The organism is Pelagibacterium sp. 26DY04 (assembly GCF_031202305.1).
Taxonomy (GTDB): Bacteria; Pseudomonadota; Alphaproteobacteria; order Rhizobiales; family Devosiaceae; genus Pelagibacterium.
The window spans coordinates 1,295,809-1,311,424 of sequence record NZ_CP101731.1; the positions used below are offsets into that span (position 1 = coordinate 1,295,809).

Sequence of the window (15,616 nt, forward strand, 5' to 3'; positions counted from 1 at the left end):
CGTTTTCGTGAGGGGCTATCGACTTTGGCAAACTTCTGCGGGAGCAGGTACATTGAAGCACGTTGGCGCGCTTGTCGGCATCACCGTTCTGGTGTTCGGCACGACCTATCTTTTCACATCCGATTGGCCTTTGGGTGGGGCGACGGAAGAAACCGCAGCGGTCAGTGAGGCGCCGGCCAGCCAGGAAGCGGCAGAAGCCGAACCCGCGGAAGCCGCACCAGCCGCGCCCGCTCCGGTCGATGAAACATTGCTTGCCGAGGGACAGTCGCTTTACGTCCAATGCCAAGCCTGCCATGGTCCCGAGGGGCAGGGCAGCGTGGGTCCTGCTTTTGCAGGCGATTCCAATATCCAGGACGTCGCGTATGCCGTTCAAACCATCGTTCACGGTCGTGGTGCCATGCCGGCGTTCGGTGAGCGGTTCGATGATACCGAGATCGCTTCGGTCGCGACGTTCATCCGCAATAGCTGGGGCAATGAATTCGGCGGCGTGACGCCGGAAGACGTCGCTGCCGCACGCGAAGCCGGCCCGGCCGAATAAGCTCAAAAAATCCGTCGCGCAGTGGAGCGAAAACGTCGATCAATCGACTCGCTCCAAGCGCGGCGGCTCAGTGCTGGGGCGTCTCAACGTCCTTCGGCGCGGTGGCTGGGTAGGGGCGATCCTGGTGCTCGGGATTGCGGAGGCCTTCGATGTAGCCGGCGCTCAGGATCACGGCGATCATGAGGACAAAAATCCCCAATGCGATGACGAGGGGAACGAGCAGCAGAGTCATGTAATATCCTTTCAAGCATCCAGAAACGAACGATAACGGCTTGCGAGAGTTCCTCAACGAGTAATCGTGTTCCTGGAAGCACCAGGATGGAGGAGAGGGCGCCGTGAACACCGCCAATCTGCAACTTGAAGGACTTTATCTCGTCATTGCCTCTCTCACCGAGGCGTTGGTTTCCAAGGGAGTACTGAGCCGCGAGGAGGTGGACGAGGCACTCAAAAGAGCCGAGCAGGGCGCGATCAACGACGAGCGTTCGGTCGAGGATTTGAGCCCGGCCAATCGTGATGCCGTAGCTTTTGCGGCGCGGCTCTTGCAGATCGCCAATGCCGGGGGCGCCGACCGGCACGGACTCTCGTTCCACCGGCTGGCCAAGCGCGTAGGGGAAACCAAGCCGCCCTACAATGATCAGATGTAGGGGCGAGGACCTATGGCAAGCACCGCCGACAATCTGCTTGCCAGCGCGCGGCAGGAAATCATCCTCGTTCCCGCGGTTCTGGCCGGAATCGCGGCTTTTGCGTTCGAACACCAGATTTTAGGGGTCGGACCGACCGGCTCGCTTATGGGTGCGGCGGTTCTCATCGCCGCGATCATTGCGGTCTCAGTGCGGGTGGCCCATCACGCCGAGGTGCTGGCCGCCAAGGTGGGAGATCCCTATGGCTCGATGATCCTTACGATCTCGGCCGTCCTTGTCGAGGTGATCATCCTTACCATCCTCATGACATCGAGTTCGTCGCCGACTCTGGCGCGCGATACGATCTTTTCGGCGGTGATGCTCGACATCAACGGCATTCTGGGGCTGGCGGCGCTTTTGGGCGGATGGAAGTTCGGCGAACAGCCCTACAATGACGATTCAGGCAAAACCTATGGCGTGATGATCTTGACGGCGATGGGGATTTCGATGGTGATCCCCGAATTCGTGCCGGCGGATAAATGGCATTACTACTCGATTTTCACGATCTGCGCGATGGTTACGCTCTACTGGGTGTTCCTGCGCAACCAGATCGGTGCCCACAGCTATTTCTTCAACTACAGCTATCCCGAGAAAAAGCGCCGGGGCGACCATGCCCTGGCCGACCAGCCGTTCGGCACCTCGGTGGTGTTTCTGGTGCTGGGGATCGTCATCATCGGCTTTCTGGCCGAGGTGATGTCGCAATTTCTCACCGGAGGGCTCGAAGCGGTCGGAGCGCCCCTGGCCCTTGCCGCGCTGGTGGTCGCCACCATGTCGGCGGCGCCGGAAATCCTCACCGCCCTGCGCGCCGCGCTGGCCAACCGCATGCAGGTGGTGATCAATATCGCGCTCGGCGCATCGCTTTCGACGGTGATCCTTACAGTGCCGGTTATCGAGGGCATCGCGCTCTTTACCGGCCAGCCGATCATCATGGCGATGACGCCGGTTCAGACCATGATGGTGTTCATCACCCTGATCGTCGCGGCCATCAACCTCAATGATGGGGAGACCAATGCCATCGAGGGCATGACCCATTTCGTGCTGTTCGCCACGTTCCTGGCACTTTCGTTCCTGGGGATCACCGGCGGATAAAGCACCTGAAGATATTGGCGATCTGATGCACGGAGCATCAGATCGCCTTGATGAAGATCAGTTATTCTCCGTCAGCCATGTCGGCGGCGAGATCGATCATGACCTGGGCTGAATCGGCGTTGTTGGTTTCGGCCATGGCGAAATGGCCGGTGCCTGGAGCGCCGAGTTCACCGAAATCGACGAGAGTGGCATCGATCCCAGCTTGCTGCATGGCTGCAAGTTGGCAGGGGAGGCGTTCGGCCAAAAAGCTCTCCGGCGCCCCGATCAGGACCACTGGAATGTCGGCGAAATTGGTGAGGGTGCTGACGGAATCATCCGCCTGAACGTCACAGCCATCGCCATTTTGCACAGGCTCGAAGCCGTCGGCCAGCGCGGGTTCGAAGGTGAGGCCTTCGGCGATGCTGAGCATATCCGAGCCGCTGGCCTCGAACGCGATGATGCCAGCGACGTTATCCGGCTGCATGTCGGCAGCCCAGAAGCCGCTGACCCCGCCCGCCGAATGTAGAAGCAGGACGGCCGGGCCGACTTGCTCAAGCAGTTCGGCAATGCCTTGGGCGGCCACTTCATTGCCTGCGTAAGGCGTGGTTGAGGAAGCGACGATCCAGTTGAGGATGCTTTCGCTTTCCGCGCTTACCTCGCCCTCGGGCCAGTTGCTGGCTGCGGCGAGGCGCGCGATAAGCCCGCTGGGAACGGCGGTTAGATTGCCTTCGCCATATTCCGGGGATGCCGGAGAACGGCCGTAGCCGGGGCGATCGACGATGTAGAGATCGAAGCCGGCATTGAGGAAATAATCGCGCCAGCCGTCGCGGCCATCGGGCGTGAAATACCAGTCGGAAGCCTGCCCGCCACCGCCGTGAACGAGGATGAGCGGCAGCTCGTGCTGCGATTCCTCGGGCAGGTAGAACTCGACGTGCATCTGGTTTTTGACGAACACATTACCTTCGGCATCAGGCTCGGAATACTCGGCGCCGACATAGAAATTTCCCATGTCTCGCAAATGGATAGGTCCGGCTTCCCCTCCGGTCGAGGTTGCCTCCTGAGCGATGGCGCCGGCGGCGGTCGTCGCCATCAGGGCGCCGGCCAGGGCGGCCGTGAATTTGCGGATCATATGTTTCTCCTCCTTGGATGGGCGATCGTAATCGCCGGGCAAATCCAATCGCAGCGGGGATTTTATTGCCTGCACGATCCGCCCATCCTCCTGCACAATGCCGCTCGGGATGGACCCGCATATCGTCAATGCACATCGAGAGAAGGATGCGAACGAAAATCACAGTGGGAACGTTGATCAAGTCCTCTGAAAAGGAAGCGCCAATGCCTCAAACGTTCATCGATACAAAACGGCAAGTGCTGACCGTCATCGTGGTCGTGATGGTCGATCCTTTCCGGCAGGACGATTTCCTTAAGCGGCTGGAGAAGATGATCGGAACCTTCACGCGTCACCAGCCAGGGTTCGTGTCGAGCGCCGTCCACGCCTCGGAGGATGGAGGGATGGTGATCAATTATTCCCAGTGGAGCCACCGCGCGAGCTTTCACGCATTCCGCGACCATCCCGAGGGGGAGCGGCATATCGCGGAGCTGCGGCAAATCTGCGACAGCATGGACGCGCGCGTCATGCCGCCGCGTTTCATCGTCTAGGCCTGGATCTGCGCGCGGCGATAGGCGGCGGGCGTCGTGCCGCTGAGGCGCCGGAAATGGCGCGTGAGGTGTTCCTGGCTGGCGAAACCACATTCAAGCGCGATATGGGCGATGGGCAGGCTGGTCGCCGCGAGCAAGAGTTGTGCCCGTTCGACGCGGAGGCCCAGGAGATAGCGGTGGGGTGACGCCCTCAGGTGCGTTTTGAACAGCCGGCCCAAATGGGAGGCGCTGCACCGCACATGGTTCCCGACGTCGTTGAGGGTGATCGACCGGTCCAGATTGCCGATCATGTATTCCACCGCCCGCGTGACCATGGTGCTTGAGGTCTGATCAGCGTTGGACAAGAGCCGCTGCTGTTCACCATGCGCTTCGGCGTGGCTGCGCGCGAGATGGCACAGGATCACGCTCGCCAGGCTGTCGAGCAATCCCGAGGCTGCCCCCATGGGAAGATCGAGAACGTCCTGGGCCATGTCCAGTAGCCCGCCCAGCACCGCATCCGAGGCGAACATCATGGGGCGGCTGAGATTGGGCCGTTGATCGTGCGAGCGTGCAACGGCGGTCCCTTGAGGCAGGGCGAGCGCGGCATAGAGATTGGTGGCGCGATGGGCACAGCGCAGCCTGAAGGCGGCGTTGGGCGGAACGACCAGCACGCCGCCTTCGGGCAGCGAGCGGGTATAGACCCGGTCGGAGTAATAGACGTCGGCGGTCATTTCGCCGCCCATGTGGCGGATGATGATAAGATCGGAAGCCGCGCCGAACGAAGCGGCGAACGGTCCTTCCCGGCGAATCTCCAAATCCATGCGGCGGCGTCCGCTGGTTACCGGTGGCGAGCCCGTAAGGGAGGGGCCGGGGGTGGTTACCCGCGCCAAATGCATCTGCATCAATCGTCTCCGTTCATCCGGATCACGCCAGGCCGATTGCGGGCGATGCGCAATCCCCGTGGGGCCGGCCGGAGCTTCCCGTGCCGGCGGTTTGGTGCATTTCCGCTCTTCTCTGGAGCGCTTCGAACTGGGCCAAGTCTTTGTCTGGCCGCGCTTCCCGGCCGCAAGTATCGCTTTGCGACCGGGACGTTCTGGGAAGGATCAGAAGCCGAACAGGGCTTCGTTCTCGGGCCGCTCCATGCCCTCTTCATGGAAGCGTTCCCACATCTGGGCCCACGGACGGCCGAACCAGTCGGGAACGACATAGTCGATCACCTGACCGGGCGAGACCGGCTGCGCCCTGCCGTCGACCGGGTAGATGGTCGGGTTGCATTCAACGAAGATGTACGGATGGCGGTCCTGGTATTCGCCAACACGTTCGAGCACGCGCACCATGCGGATCGGCTCGACCAGCGCTTCGGGATCGTAAAAGATCGCTTCGTGGCGCAGGCCGATCATGTTGCCCTGCTCGTCGGTCTCGGGCGAATAGATTTCGACCGTCTGCATCAGGTTGGAATGTTCGAACCCGCCATGGGTCATCCAGCCCTGGATGTTGGACGTCCAGGTGATCAGATGGTCGCCGTTCCAGAAACCGATGGTCTCTCCGTACCAGCGCGGCACGGCCTCGCCGAGACGGGGCACGCTGCCCTCCTCGATGATGAACTCGTCGCCGATGCGGATCTGAGTGAGGAAATTGTCGGCGACCCCGGTAAGGATCTGGACGATATCCTCGTTCATCAAAACCTGATGGTCGCGGACCGAATGCTCGTGCCAGCGGCGCAGGAAGCCCTCGGGCCAGCAATACTGGCTGGGCCACATGGCGGCATTGGTGTTGGCGTGGTGATAGGCTTCCTGAACGAAACGCTTCTGATATTCCGGGGTGAGCAGCGAAGTGATCGTGGTCGCCTGAACGATGCGGCCCCAGAACCAGTTTTCGCTTGAATCGTCATAGACCCCGTTCCAGTCGGGAAGGTCGTCCATGGGGCGCTTGAGGGTGGCTCCGGCCTCTTCGGCCTCGGCCAGCAGCGCTTCGTAATGCTCTTGAGCGGTTTCGAACGGGTAGGGGCTTACGATCTCCCCGCGCGGAAAATCCGCATCGCAAAAGCCCCAGGCGCCGGACTCCGGCGGATTGTCTCCGATGATGGCATTGCCATAGGCGCCCCACTGGCTTTCCAGCCCCATGGGACTGTTGCAGCGGAAATATCGCGGATCGGACCACAAATCGACGTCCTGATAGAAATCGTCCGACGTGAAGATATCGCGCTCGAGCGGTTCCACCCCTTCTGGAACCTCCCCGTTGCGCGCGGCGATGGCTTCTCCTCCAAAAGCCCCTCCGCTTCCCGCGCCGACGGCCTGATGGCCCTCCTGATCGGCCATCGGCCATCCAAAGCCGACGCTTTCCTGCTCGTCCTGCGCAAGGACAGGTGGAACCAGCGTCAGGCCGACGACGGCCAAGGACGCGAAAGCCAGATGACCTGGCAATCTTAAAGACATGTTGATCTCTCCTCCCAGAGCAAAAATTCGCTGTACGAAAAAATATCCGTACAGCGAATACTGTTGGCGAAGCGGTTGGGCTTGTCAAGGTGGCAGGGGGAAGGGTGGCGTGAGCCGGAGGTGAGGAGGGACAATCCACAGCGCTGCTGGCGGTGCGGGAGGGGTTTGGACACACTTCTGCTGAGGGCGTGGAAGCCTTGCGGGTCTCCGGGTCAAGCCCGAAGACGACGAGGGGCGAGAGGGTGCGGCAAGAGCCGGGAGGGGCGCGCATACCTTGCCTCGGGTCAGGCCCGGGGTGACACGGTGGGTTAGGACAAGGGCGCGGACAACGCGGATTGGGGGCACTCCCCTCTCCGCTCGTCATTGTCGGGCTTGACCCGACAATCCGCAGCGCTGCCGGTTGGAAGAGGCGCGCGGCAAGAGCCGAGAAGGGCGCGCATATTTGGGAAGGGGCGTGGATCCCCTCGGGGCAAGCCCGAGGGTGACGAGGTGCGGGGGGAGCAGCCTTGGAGCAAGGCGTCGAATGGCTGATGGAGCCTAACCGTGCAGGCGGCGGGCGATGTCGGCGAGGTGGCGGCCTTGCCAGGTGGCGCCGTCGAGTTCCTGGGCGCTGGGCATGCGTGAGCCGTCGGATAGGGTGACGGTGGTCATCCCGTAAGGCGAGCCGCCGCGGACAACGTCCACGCCCATTTGATCCTGATAGGCGTAGCCCAGCGGCACGATGATGATGCCGTGGTGCTGCAATGCCGCCTGGGTGCTGAGGATCGCCTGTTCCTGGCCGCCATGCTGGGCGGCGGTGGAGGACATGACGGTCGCAACCTTGTTGACCAATGCACCCTGGGCCCAGAGCGGTCCCGTCTGATCGAGGAAATTCTTCATCTGGGAAGCCATCATGCCGAACCGGGTCGAGATGCCGAAGATGAAGCCATCATAATCCGCCAGTTCTGCCGGAGTGGCGAAGGGGGCATCCTGTTCGAGCTTGTAGTAAGCCTTGCGGGCTACTTCTTCGGGGACAAGTTCGGGGACGCGCTTGATGGTGACTTCGGCGCCCGTTTCGCGGGCTCCGGCCGCCGCCGCCTGGGCCATCGCCTCCATGTGACCGAAGCTCGAATAGTAAAGGACAAGGATTTTTGCCATGCAATTTCTCCGCTAGGCGAAAATTAATTCGTGATACGAAGATTTTGATGGATGGAGGTGGGAAGTCAAGCCTCTTGGGGGCGGATCAGATTTGGGGGGCTGGACGGTAGGGGTGGCCCCACGTCTCCCGTGCCGCCGGATGTGTTGCGGATTGTCGGGTCAAGCCCGACAATGACGCCGGAGAGGGTGGGGGTAAGTGGCATCGATTAGGCGAGGAGGGGCCGGTCCATGTGGGGTGTTGATGGGGGATGCCACCTCTCCCCCTTGTCGTCTTCGGGCTTGACCGGAGACCCGCAACCTCTCCACGGCCTCAGAAAAGGTGTTTCCGGCACCACCGTCTGGCGATGCACGTACATGCGGCGTTCCGCTTCACCCGCCCCGCGCCGGCGGTTGGCCATGAGGTTCGAAGCGCGGGGCCCTCTCGTCTTCGGGTCTAGCGGCCCGCGGGGGTGAGGGCTGTTTTGACCAGGACGGGGTATTGCGAGAGCTTGGCGGTGATGTTGCGCGAGGCTTGCAGCAGGAGCGATAGGCGCTCCTCGATCAGGGCTTGTGCCGAGAGGCGGCCGCTGTAGCCCGAGGTGTTGATCGCGGCGACCGCCCGGCCTTCACCGTCGAATACCGGCACCGCGAGCGAGGCGATGCCATAGTCGAGCTCGTCGATGCCGACCGCATAGCCGAGCCGTTTGGTTTCCTTGAGGATCTGCAACAACTCGGCCTGGTCGGTCACCGTGCGATCGGTGAGCGCCTTGAAGGGGGCCGTGGCGAGGAAACGATTCTGGGTGGTCGAATCCGCATAGGCCAGCAGGACCTTCCCAAGCGAGGTGGCGTGGGCCGGATAGCGCGCGCCGATCGCCGCGATGGGGCGAACGGCGCTTTGGCGCGAGGTGTGGGCGAGATAGAGCACCATGTTCTCATCGAGGATCGCCACCGAGGAGGCATCGCCGAACGTTTCGACGAGCTGGCGCAGCTCGGGGAGCAGGAATTCGTCGATCTGGCTCGAGCGCATATAGGACGAACTCAGGGTCAAAACCCGCGCGCCGAGCGTGAATTTGCGGCCGTGCTGGCGCACATAGCCCAGGATCGAAAGCGTATAGAGACAGCGGCGTGCGGTGGCCGGTGAGAGCCCGGTGCGGGCGGCAACCTGCGATAGCGTCATCTCGACATTTTCGCTGTCGAACGACTCCAGAACGGCAAAGCCACGGGCGATGGCCGAGTTGAATTCCTTCTCGTCGATGACTTTGCCATCCAGAACGCTTGACATGATGCTCCCTTTCATAAAATATTCGCTGTACGGATATAGCTTCGCTGAGCGAAAAAATCAAACGCGAAAGCGACGCTCTACCGGGAGGAGAATCTATCGATGGAGAGCGTTTACTCCGCAAGGGGGTCTATACCTGAGGATGCCTCGGCAGCTTCGGGTTTTGGGCTGGCCGAGTTTGGTGCGCCGTGGGGTCGATGTGACCGTGTGCTGATTGCGGTGCACGGGCGGGATCGGGATGCGGACGAATTGCCGAATGGGTTTAGCGCCCGGTCCGGCTGCAAGATGACGCGGGTTCTCGCACCTTATGCTCGCGGCAAAAACTGGTACGAGGGCCGTTATGACGCGCCGTTTGCTGAAAACGCCGACGCGGTAAAGGCCGGCCTGGAGTGGATCGATACGGCGTTCGAGCGGGCGGCGGAGAACGCGTTTCCAGCCTCGAAAGTGGTTTTGGCCGGCTTCTCGCAGGGCGGGTGCATGGTGGCGGAATATCTGCTGGGCGGCGCGCACCGGCCGGCCGCCGCCGCGATCTTCACCGGCAGCGTGCTGGACATAGCGCACAGGCGGGCAAGCGCTAAGCTTGAGGGCATGCCTGTCCTGCTCTCGGGTGGCGCCGGCGATCCGTGGCTGCCGATGGACGATCTCAGGGCCACCGGCGCGCTGCTCGAGGCGGCGGGGGCCAATGTCGAACTGCACATGTTTTCCGATGGCGACCATGTGGTCCGCGATCAGGAAATGTCGCTTCTGGGCCAACTCGTCAAAGGGGTTGCCGCCTAGGACATAACCCTGCGCGTGCCGCTGGCGGCCGGCGCAGCATCACGGACAAGAGAAGGAGGATTTAAAGTGTCTCAGCGTCCCAACACCAACAAGCCGGCCAAGGCCCTGGACGGCAATCATCACATCACCGGCATCACCGCCGATGTGCAGGCCAATGTGGACTTCTGGTGCCGCATCATGGGGCTGCGCTTCATCAAGAAGACGCTCAATTTCGAGACGACCTTCCGCTATCACACCTATTACGCCGATGCGGACGGCACGCGGGGGAGCGTGGTCACGTTCCTCGAGTTCAACGACGCTCCCAAGGCCACGCCGGGCAAGGGCAATCACGCGGCCGCGATCCTGCGCGTGCGCAGCCATGAGGCGCTGGACTACTGGATGGACCGACTGACCAACGAGCAGATCTATTCGGAACTGATCCGGCTCGACCCGACACAGCCGCGCCGGCTGGTGTTCGAGGATTTCGAGGGCCATACGGTCGAACTGATGGCGACCGACGCCAAGGACAAGCCGCTGGCTTTCCCGGCGCAGGACATTCCCGAGGCCTTCCGCGTCACCGGGATCGAAGGCATCCGCTCCTATACCACTCTCGACGAGCTGCAGCCCTATGCCGAGCACATGGGCTTCGTGCGCAATGACGCGCTGCAGCGCTATGAGCTCAATGGCGACACCAAGAGCGCGCGCTGGTACACCGCGCCGGCGCCGCAGGGGCCGTTCCAGGAGATCGGTGTGGGGCTGTGGCACCATCTGGCGCTCGATGCCGACGAGGATCTGGGCGGCTGGCGCGACTATTCGCATTCGGGCCCGATCCCGACCACGCCGGTCTATGATCACCACGTGTTCGATAGCTGCTATACCCAGACGCCGGGTGGCATCATCGAATTGTGCAGCGCTGGGCCGGGGTTCCTGGTGGACCAGGACGCGAGCGAGTTGGGCGAGCGTCTGGCGCTCTCCAAGCGCGTCGAGCCGCTCAGGGCGCGTCTTGAACGCGAGTTGACCCCGATCACCAATCCACGCCGTCCAGACGGCTCGCTCAAGAGCGCTCCCCCTGCGTCGGGCGACAAGGCCAAGGGCGGCAAGGAAAAGGTCGCCGGCTGATATATAATGCCTCGCCGCCTCTCGCGGCGGGGCGTTCGTCCTTTCGGGAAGGACACATTCCGGCGCGCGTCCGCTTGGATTGTGCAGGAACGCGACGGTTTAATGCAGGTATTAGAGGGGAGGGCTCGCCTTGCGGGGCGAGAAAAAGGGAGACAATCATGACCAAGCTTATCCTGCCGCGGGGCATCGATCGCCGCCGGTTTCTCAAAGGCGCGGCCGGGGCTGGCACGGCGATCGCTGCCACCAGCCTGTTCGCGCCAGCTATCCGCGCCCAGGCGCCCACCATCCGCATCGGCTATGTGACGCCGCAATCGGGCGGGCTTGCCGGGTTCGCCGAAGCCGATCAGATGATGATCGCAATGTTCCAGGAAGCGGTGGCCGGCGGCCTCAGCATTGGCGGCACGACATATAATGTGGAAGTTGTGGTTCGCGACAGCCAGTCCAACCCCAACCGCGCCGGTGAAGTGGCCCAGGAGCTGATCGTTTCCGAAGGCGTGGACCTGATGCTGACGGCCTCGACCCCGGACACCACCAATCCGGTTTCGACGGTGTGCGAACTCGAGCAGATGCCCTGCATCTCGACAATGGCACCGTGGGATGCGTGGTTTATGGGCCGCCAGGCCAATCCCGCCAGCCCCGAAGGGTTCTTCTATACCTACCACTTCTTTCCCGGCTCGGCGGACTGGTTCACGACCTACACGAACATGTGGGCACAGCTCGACGGACTCAATCAGAATGTGGGCGGCCTGTGGCCGAACGATCCGGACGGCAACGCCTTCTCCGATCCCAATACCGGCTTTCCGCCGTTCCTGGCCAATCTGGGCTACAGCGTCAACGATCCGGGGCGATATGCGAACCTTTCGGACGATTTCTCGGCGCAGATCTCGCTGTTCCAGCAGAATGACTGCGATATCGTCACCGGCCTGATGATCCCGCCCGACTTCACCACCTATTGGACCCAGTCGCTGCAGCAGGGATATCGTCCGCCGGTGTGTACCATGGGCCGCTGCATCCTGTTCCCCTCGGCAGTCGAGGCGTTGGGCGAGCAGGGGCATAACCTCTCTACCGAAGTGTGGTGGTCGCCGAGCCATCCTTATTCTTCGTCGATGAACGGCATGACTGCCGCGGAACTGGCCCAGGCCTTCACCGAACAGACCGGGCGCCAGTGGACCCAGCCGATCGGTTTCACCCACGCCCTGTTCGAAGTGGCGCTGGACGTTCTGAAGCGCAGCGCCGATCCGAAGGATTTGGACGCCAACACCGATGCGATCGCGGCGACCGACCTCGAGACCATTGTGGGCCAGGTCGCGTTCGGCCGCGACAACGTGCCGGGCTTTGCCAGTGCCAACGTCTCGACCACCAAGCTGGTGGGCGGCCAATGGCGGCTGGCCGATGATGGCTACGACCTGGTGATCGTCGACAACCAGACCGCGCCGGAAATCGAAGCGGCCGGCGAAATGGAAGCCATCGCCTGACAAGCGAGTGCCCGACCCCCTCGGGCATTCCTCCCTGGCCGTCTCATGCGCTCCGTATGGAGATGCATGGGACGGTTTTTTTATTCCGGCGCCTTAGCCAGCCCCGACAAAAAAGAGCCTCCACCGCAGACTTGTATCCCTTGACATCCCGATGAGAACTCAACAAAATGCGTTATGCGAAAAAAATTTCGCTAAACGAAAAATGGGGGCGGGGCAGATGAGGGCGCAGGCGAACTCTGCGCCGTAGATCATCAAACGCTGGAGAGGCGCGGCAGGAGGAGGTCAGTCTTTTCCGCAGTCCCACGCCTGAACCGTTGCTCTCCGTCTCCCACACCGAAAAGGCAGTAGGTCCAGTATGAAGATCGGCCCAAACTCGACACGGCAAACCAATATTTCGACCGCGACGCCGGATCAAATCGTCATTCGCGGCAAGGATTTGTGCGCGGATTTGATCGGCAAGATCTCGTTTACCCAGCATACCTGGCTGCTGGTGACCGGCGCCATGCCCACCGAAACCCAAACGAGAGCGCTCGATGCAGCGCTGGTAGCGATCGCCGAACACGGGCTGGTGCCTTCGGTGCAGGCGGCACGGGTTACATATGCGGCGGCGCCCGAAGCGGTGCAGGGGGCCGTTGCAGCGGGGCTTTTAGGCTGCGGATCGGTAATCCTGGGCGCCGCCGAAGCGGCCGGGGCGTTTTTGCAGCAATGCATAGATGCGGGCGGAGACCGGCGCGCAGCGATCCATAAGGTGGTTTCCGAACTGCGCAGCGAGAAGAAGGCCATTCCCGGTTATGGACATCCTTACCACAAGGCGCATGACCCGAGGACAGGTCGGTTGATCGAGGTTGCACGCGAACTCGGGATTTTCGGAGAGCATTTCGAAACCGCGCTCTTGGCCGAAGAGGTCATTCCCGAAATCACCGGCCGGAAGCTGGTGCTCAATGTGTCGGGCGCCATTCCCTCGCTTCTGCTCGATGCGGGCTATCCGCTGCTCGGCATGAAGGGCGTCCCGATCCTGGCCCGGACGGCCAGCTTGATCGCCCATATCCTCGAAGAACGCCAAAATCCTATCGGCTTTGCGCTGACAGAGGCGGGGTCGGAGGTCATTTCCTATTCGGGTGAACTCCCCGATGGCTTCGTGCCGCAAAAGACCGAGGAGTGAAGGCATGAATCTGCCCCTCAAAAACGTCAAGGTCCTCGAGCAGGGCACATTCATAACCGGTCCCTGCGCGGGCATGATGTTGGCCGATCTGGGGGCCGATGTCATCAAGGTGGAAACCCCAGGAAGCGGCGATCCTTACCGGACCTACCAGGAAGGACATTATTCACCGCACTTCCAGGCCTATAACCGCAACAAGCGGTCGGTGGCGCTGAATCTGAAATCCGAAGACGACAAGAAAATCTTCGATCAATTGGTGGCTGAAGCCGACGTGTTCATCCAGAACTTCCGCCCCGGCGCCGCCGAGCGCATGGGGGCGGGATATGAGAGGCTATCGGAAATCAATCCCCGGCTGGTCTACTGCTCGATCTCGGGTTTCGGCAAGGATGGCCCTTATCGCGACCGGCCCAGCTATGATTCCGTGGCGCAGGCGCTGAGCGGTTTTCTCGGCATCGTGACCGACCGCGAACGTCCGCGTTTCCTGGGCCCGGCGCTGGCGGACGCCATCACCGGCATTTATGCCGCCTATGGCGTCCTAGGCGCGCTGGTGAGCCGGGGAACGGATGGGAAGGGCCGATTGGTCGAGGTTTCGATGCTCGAGGCGATGGCCCATTTCGCGATCGAACCCTTTACGGCGCTGTTTGCACTCGGTCAGGCGCCGGTGGGGCTTGATCGGCCGCGTCTGGCGCAGGCGCACATTCTCAAGACGCGCGACGACAAACTGGTGGCCATCCATCTGTCGAGCCCGGAAAAGTTCTGGGACGAACTGACCGAGGCCTTCGATGCCCAGCATCTGCGCGAAGACCCGCGCTTTGCCACACGCCTCGCCCGTATCGACAATTACGAGGCGCTGGGAGAAGAACTCAACGCCATTACCGCCCGGCGGGATCGGGCCGAATGGGCCACGATCATGGAAAAGTTCGATGTGCCTTTCGCTGCGGTTAATGAAGTTGCTGAGGTAGTGGAGGACCCGCAAGTCAATCACCTCAACCTCATCGTGCCTGTCGAAAAGACCGGGGACGACGCAGCCGATAGGGCCGTGCGCCCGGCGGTGACCGTCGACGGCGAGCCGTTCCTGAACGTGCGTCCCGCGCCCAGGCTTGACGCCGATGGCGAGGCGATCCGCCGGAACGTGGCCGAAGGCAAGGGCTGGCCCGAGCTTGCGGCCACTAAGCGCCGGCTGGAGGAGGCGGCGCAGTGAAAGGAAAGCCTTAGGCCCGTTCGCCCGGGGCACACCGGCCGTGAGCCGGCATCAAATGGTCCGGTTCCGGTTGTCCGGCCGGCCGTGTCGCTCATTCCTTTGGGAGAGGGGATGAGTTCAAAGGAGAGAGGGAAATGAAGAGCATAAAGAAGGTTTTGATCGGCGGGGTGGCGGCGGCCGGCGTTCTGGCCGGCGGTATTGTACCTGGCCTCGCGCACCACTCGTTCGCAATGTTCGATGGGGGCCAGGTGCAGGTGTTTACGGGGGTGGTGACGCGCATCAATCCCGACGCCAACCATCTGCAGATCTTTTTCGCTCCGCTCGATGACGCGCGCCAGGCGGTGGTGCGTAACGAGGATGGCGAACCGCAGATCTGGGCGGTGGAGATGAACGGGGCGGCCCAGGCGGCCCAGGACGGCATTTCGGTGAACGGTTTTGCGCCGGGCACGATCTTTTCGGTGGGGCTGCATCCGCTGCGCAACGGCCAGCCGGGCGGAGACCGCGGCGAGTCGGCGCTTTACAAATGTCCCGCCAACACGCCGCCGGCGGCGGGCGAGCATTGCTGGGACTTGGCCGATTCCACCGCGCACGGCGATGGGGAGATCCCGGTGGCCGGCGAGCTGGAGGAAGAATACAACCCTGAATGAGGGTGGGCCCCGCCGTCGCGGAGGAGCGGCGGCGGGCCTAACGGGCGCGTCTCTGGCCCTGGGGCAGTGCAATGATATTGAGGGCGCTCTCGAGATCGGGGTTTCCGGCAAGGTCGGCGATGGTATATTCGGCCAGCACCGACTGAAAGGCTTCGAGAGCGCGGTCGAGCGCATTGGTATAGGCGCAACGGTCCTTGAAGGGGCACTTTTCGCGGTCGTGGGTGAAACATTCCGAGAGGGCGAACCCGTCCTCGGTCAATCTGATGACCTCGAGCAGATTGATGGCGGGCGCCGGCCGGGCGAGCCGCACGCCACCACGGCGGCCGCGCACGGTTTCGAGCAGGCCGTTGCGGGTCAGCGGCACGATGATCTTGAACAGGAACATGTCCGAGATGCCGAATGCCCTGGCCATGTCGCCAACGCGATTGAGTTCGTTGCCGCTGACCGCGCAATAGACCAGTGTTCGCACGGCGAAATTTGTCTGCGTGGACAGTCGCATAACCTATGC

The 15,616-nt window shown here is 62.3% G+C and carries 17 protein-coding genes; 10 read left to right on the forward strand and 7 right to left on the reverse strand.

Features of this window, described 5'->3' with window-relative positions:
- The first annotated feature begins 52 nt into the window (after positions 1-52).
- Positions 53-538: a cytochrome c gene (locus NO932_RS06130; RefSeq protein ID WP_309210220.1), complete on the forward strand. Its 486-nt coding sequence runs from the start codon at positions 53-55 to the stop codon at positions 536-538.
- Between the two features lie 67 nt (positions 539-605).
- On the opposite strand, the gene NO932_RS06135 is transcribed toward NO932_RS06130, so the two are convergent.
- The gene (locus tag NO932_RS06135) at positions 606-770 is read right to left on the reverse strand and encodes a hypothetical protein (RefSeq protein WP_309210221.1); all 165 of its coding nucleotides are present in this window, start codon (positions 768-770) and stop codon (positions 606-608) included.
- Positions 771-873: 103 nt separating this feature from the next.
- Here NO932_RS06135 and NO932_RS06140 point away from each other — a divergent pair, with 103 nt between their 5' ends.
- The gene (locus NO932_RS06140) at positions 874-1,182 is read left to right on the forward strand and encodes a hypothetical protein (protein ID WP_309210223.1); all 309 of its coding nucleotides are present in this window, start codon (positions 874-876) and stop codon (positions 1,180-1,182) included.
- A gap of 33 nt (positions 1,183-1,215) precedes the next feature.
- Positions 1,216-2,307: a calcium:proton antiporter gene (locus tag NO932_RS06145; RefSeq protein WP_309210990.1), complete on the forward strand. Its 1,092-nt coding sequence runs from the start codon at positions 1,216-1,218 to the stop codon at positions 2,305-2,307.
- Between the two features lie 61 nt (positions 2,308-2,368).
- Here the strand turns inward: NO932_RS06145 and NO932_RS06150 are convergent, their stop codons facing one another.
- Positions 2,369-3,415: an alpha/beta fold hydrolase gene (locus tag NO932_RS06150; protein WP_309161915.1), complete on the reverse strand. Its 1,047-nt coding sequence runs from the start codon at positions 3,413-3,415 to the stop codon at positions 2,369-2,371.
- A gap of 203 nt (positions 3,416-3,618) precedes the next feature.
- Between NO932_RS06150 and NO932_RS06155 the strand changes: the two genes are divergently transcribed.
- Complete coding sequence (locus tag NO932_RS06155; protein WP_309210225.1) at positions 3,619-3,942, forward strand: antibiotic biosynthesis monooxygenase; 324 nt, start codon at positions 3,619-3,621, stop codon at positions 3,940-3,942.
- Here NO932_RS06155 and NO932_RS06160 read toward each other — a convergent pair.
- From NO932_RS06160 to NO932_RS06175, 4 genes are all read right to left on the reverse strand, one after another.
- Positions 3,939-4,823, reverse strand: coding sequence for an AraC family transcriptional regulator (locus NO932_RS06160; protein WP_309210227.1), 885 nt, complete (start codon positions 4,821-4,823; stop codon positions 3,939-3,941). The two genes, NO932_RS06155 and NO932_RS06160, sit on opposite strands and share 4 nt — an antisense overlap.
- Before the next feature lie 201 nt (positions 4,824-5,024).
- A complete protein-coding gene (locus NO932_RS06165) occupies positions 5,025-6,356 on the reverse strand; it encodes a hypothetical protein (RefSeq protein ID WP_309210229.1) in 1,332 nt (443 codons plus the stop codon).
- Between the two features lie 537 nt (positions 6,357-6,893).
- Positions 6,894-7,493, reverse strand: coding sequence for an NAD(P)H:quinone oxidoreductase (gene wrbA / locus NO932_RS06170; protein ID WP_309210230.1), 600 nt, complete (start codon positions 7,491-7,493; stop codon positions 6,894-6,896).
- A gap of 433 nt (positions 7,494-7,926) precedes the next feature.
- Positions 7,927-8,754: an IclR family transcriptional regulator C-terminal domain-containing protein gene (locus NO932_RS06175; protein WP_309161909.1), complete on the reverse strand. Its 828-nt coding sequence runs from the start codon at positions 8,752-8,754 to the stop codon at positions 7,927-7,929.
- Positions 8,755-9,036: 282 nt separating this feature from the next.
- On the opposite strand from NO932_RS06175, the gene NO932_RS06180 reads away from it, so the two are divergent.
- The 6 genes from NO932_RS06180 to NO932_RS06205 all read left to right on the forward strand — a co-directional run bounded on the left by NO932_RS06180 (position 9,037) and on the right by NO932_RS06205 (position 15,108).
- Complete coding sequence (locus NO932_RS06180; protein WP_309210232.1) at positions 9,037-9,528, forward strand: dienelactone hydrolase family protein; 492 nt, start codon at positions 9,037-9,039, stop codon at positions 9,526-9,528.
- A gap of 66 nt (positions 9,529-9,594) precedes the next feature.
- Positions 9,595-10,626 carry a VOC family protein gene (locus tag NO932_RS06185; protein WP_309161905.1) on the forward strand — a complete coding sequence of 344 codons (1,032 nt, stop codon included), beginning with the start codon at positions 9,595-9,597 and terminating at the stop codon, positions 10,624-10,626.
- Positions 10,627-10,784: 158 nt separating this feature from the next.
- On the forward strand, positions 10,785-12,101 hold the full coding sequence (locus NO932_RS06190; RefSeq protein ID WP_309161903.1) for an ABC transporter substrate-binding protein: 1,317 nt from the start codon (positions 10,785-10,787) through the stop codon (positions 12,099-12,101).
- A gap of 355 nt (positions 12,102-12,456) precedes the next feature.
- Entirely contained in the window at positions 12,457-13,263 is an 807-nt protein-coding gene (locus NO932_RS06195) for a citryl-CoA lyase (protein WP_309210233.1), read from the forward strand.
- Positions 13,264-13,267: 4 nt separating this feature from the next.
- A complete protein-coding gene (locus tag NO932_RS06200) occupies positions 13,268-14,461 on the forward strand; it encodes a CoA transferase (protein ID WP_309210235.1) in 1,194 nt (397 codons plus the stop codon).
- 134 nt (positions 14,462-14,595) lie between these two features.
- Complete coding sequence (locus NO932_RS06205; RefSeq protein WP_309161899.1) at positions 14,596-15,108, forward strand: DUF6152 family protein; 513 nt, start codon at positions 14,596-14,598, stop codon at positions 15,106-15,108.
- Between the two features lie 37 nt (positions 15,109-15,145).
- On the opposite strand, the gene NO932_RS06210 is transcribed toward NO932_RS06205, so the two are convergent.
- The gene (locus NO932_RS06210; RefSeq protein ID WP_309210237.1) at positions 15,146-15,607 is read right to left on the reverse strand and encodes an Rrf2 family transcriptional regulator; all 462 of its coding nucleotides are present in this window, start codon (positions 15,605-15,607) and stop codon (positions 15,146-15,148) included.
- Between the last annotated feature and the right edge of the window lie 9 nt (positions 15,608-15,616).

Bases quoted from the DNA above. Each gene is read 5' to 3' on its own strand.
- NO932_RS06155 (WP_309210225.1), top strand. From the start codon at position 3,619: ATGCCTCAAACGTTCATCGATACAAAACGGCAAGTGCTGACCGTCATC.
- NO932_RS06205 (WP_309161899.1), top strand. From the start codon at position 14,596: ATGAAGAGCATAAAGAAGGTTTTGATCGGCGGGGTGGCGGCGGCCGGC.
- NO932_RS06210 (WP_309210237.1), bottom strand. From the start codon at position 15,607: ATGCGACTGTCCACGCAGACAAATTTCGCCGTGCGAACACTGGTCTAT.
- NO932_RS06165 (WP_309210229.1), bottom strand. From the start codon at position 6,356: ATGTCTTTAAGATTGCCAGGTCATCTGGCTTTCGCGTCCTTGGCCGTC.
- wrbA (WP_309210230.1), bottom strand. From the start codon at position 7,493: ATGGCAAAAATCCTTGTCCTTTACTATTCGAGCTTCGGTCACATGGAG.
- NO932_RS06135 (WP_309210221.1), bottom strand. From the start codon at position 770: ATGACTCTGCTGCTCGTTCCCCTCGTCATCGCATTGGGGATTTTTGTC.
- NO932_RS06190 (WP_309161903.1), top strand. From the start codon at position 10,785: ATGACCAAGCTTATCCTGCCGCGGGGCATCGATCGCCGCCGGTTTCTC.
- NO932_RS06160 (WP_309210227.1), bottom strand. From the start codon at position 4,823: ATGCAGATGCATTTGGCGCGGGTAACCACCCCCGGCCCCTCCCTTACG.
- NO932_RS06150 (WP_309161915.1), bottom strand. From the start codon at position 3,415: ATGATCCGCAAATTCACGGCCGCCCTGGCCGGCGCCCTGATGGCGACG.
- NO932_RS06195 (WP_309210233.1), top strand. From the start codon at position 12,457: ATGAAGATCGGCCCAAACTCGACACGGCAAACCAATATTTCGACCGCG.
- NO932_RS06200 (WP_309210235.1), top strand. From the start codon at position 13,268: ATGAATCTGCCCCTCAAAAACGTCAAGGTCCTCGAGCAGGGCACATTC.
- NO932_RS06175 (WP_309161909.1), bottom strand. From the start codon at position 8,754: ATGTCAAGCGTTCTGGATGGCAAAGTCATCGACGAGAAGGAATTCAAC.
- NO932_RS06180 (WP_309210232.1), top strand. From the start codon at position 9,037: ATGACGCGGGTTCTCGCACCTTATGCTCGCGGCAAAAACTGGTACGAG.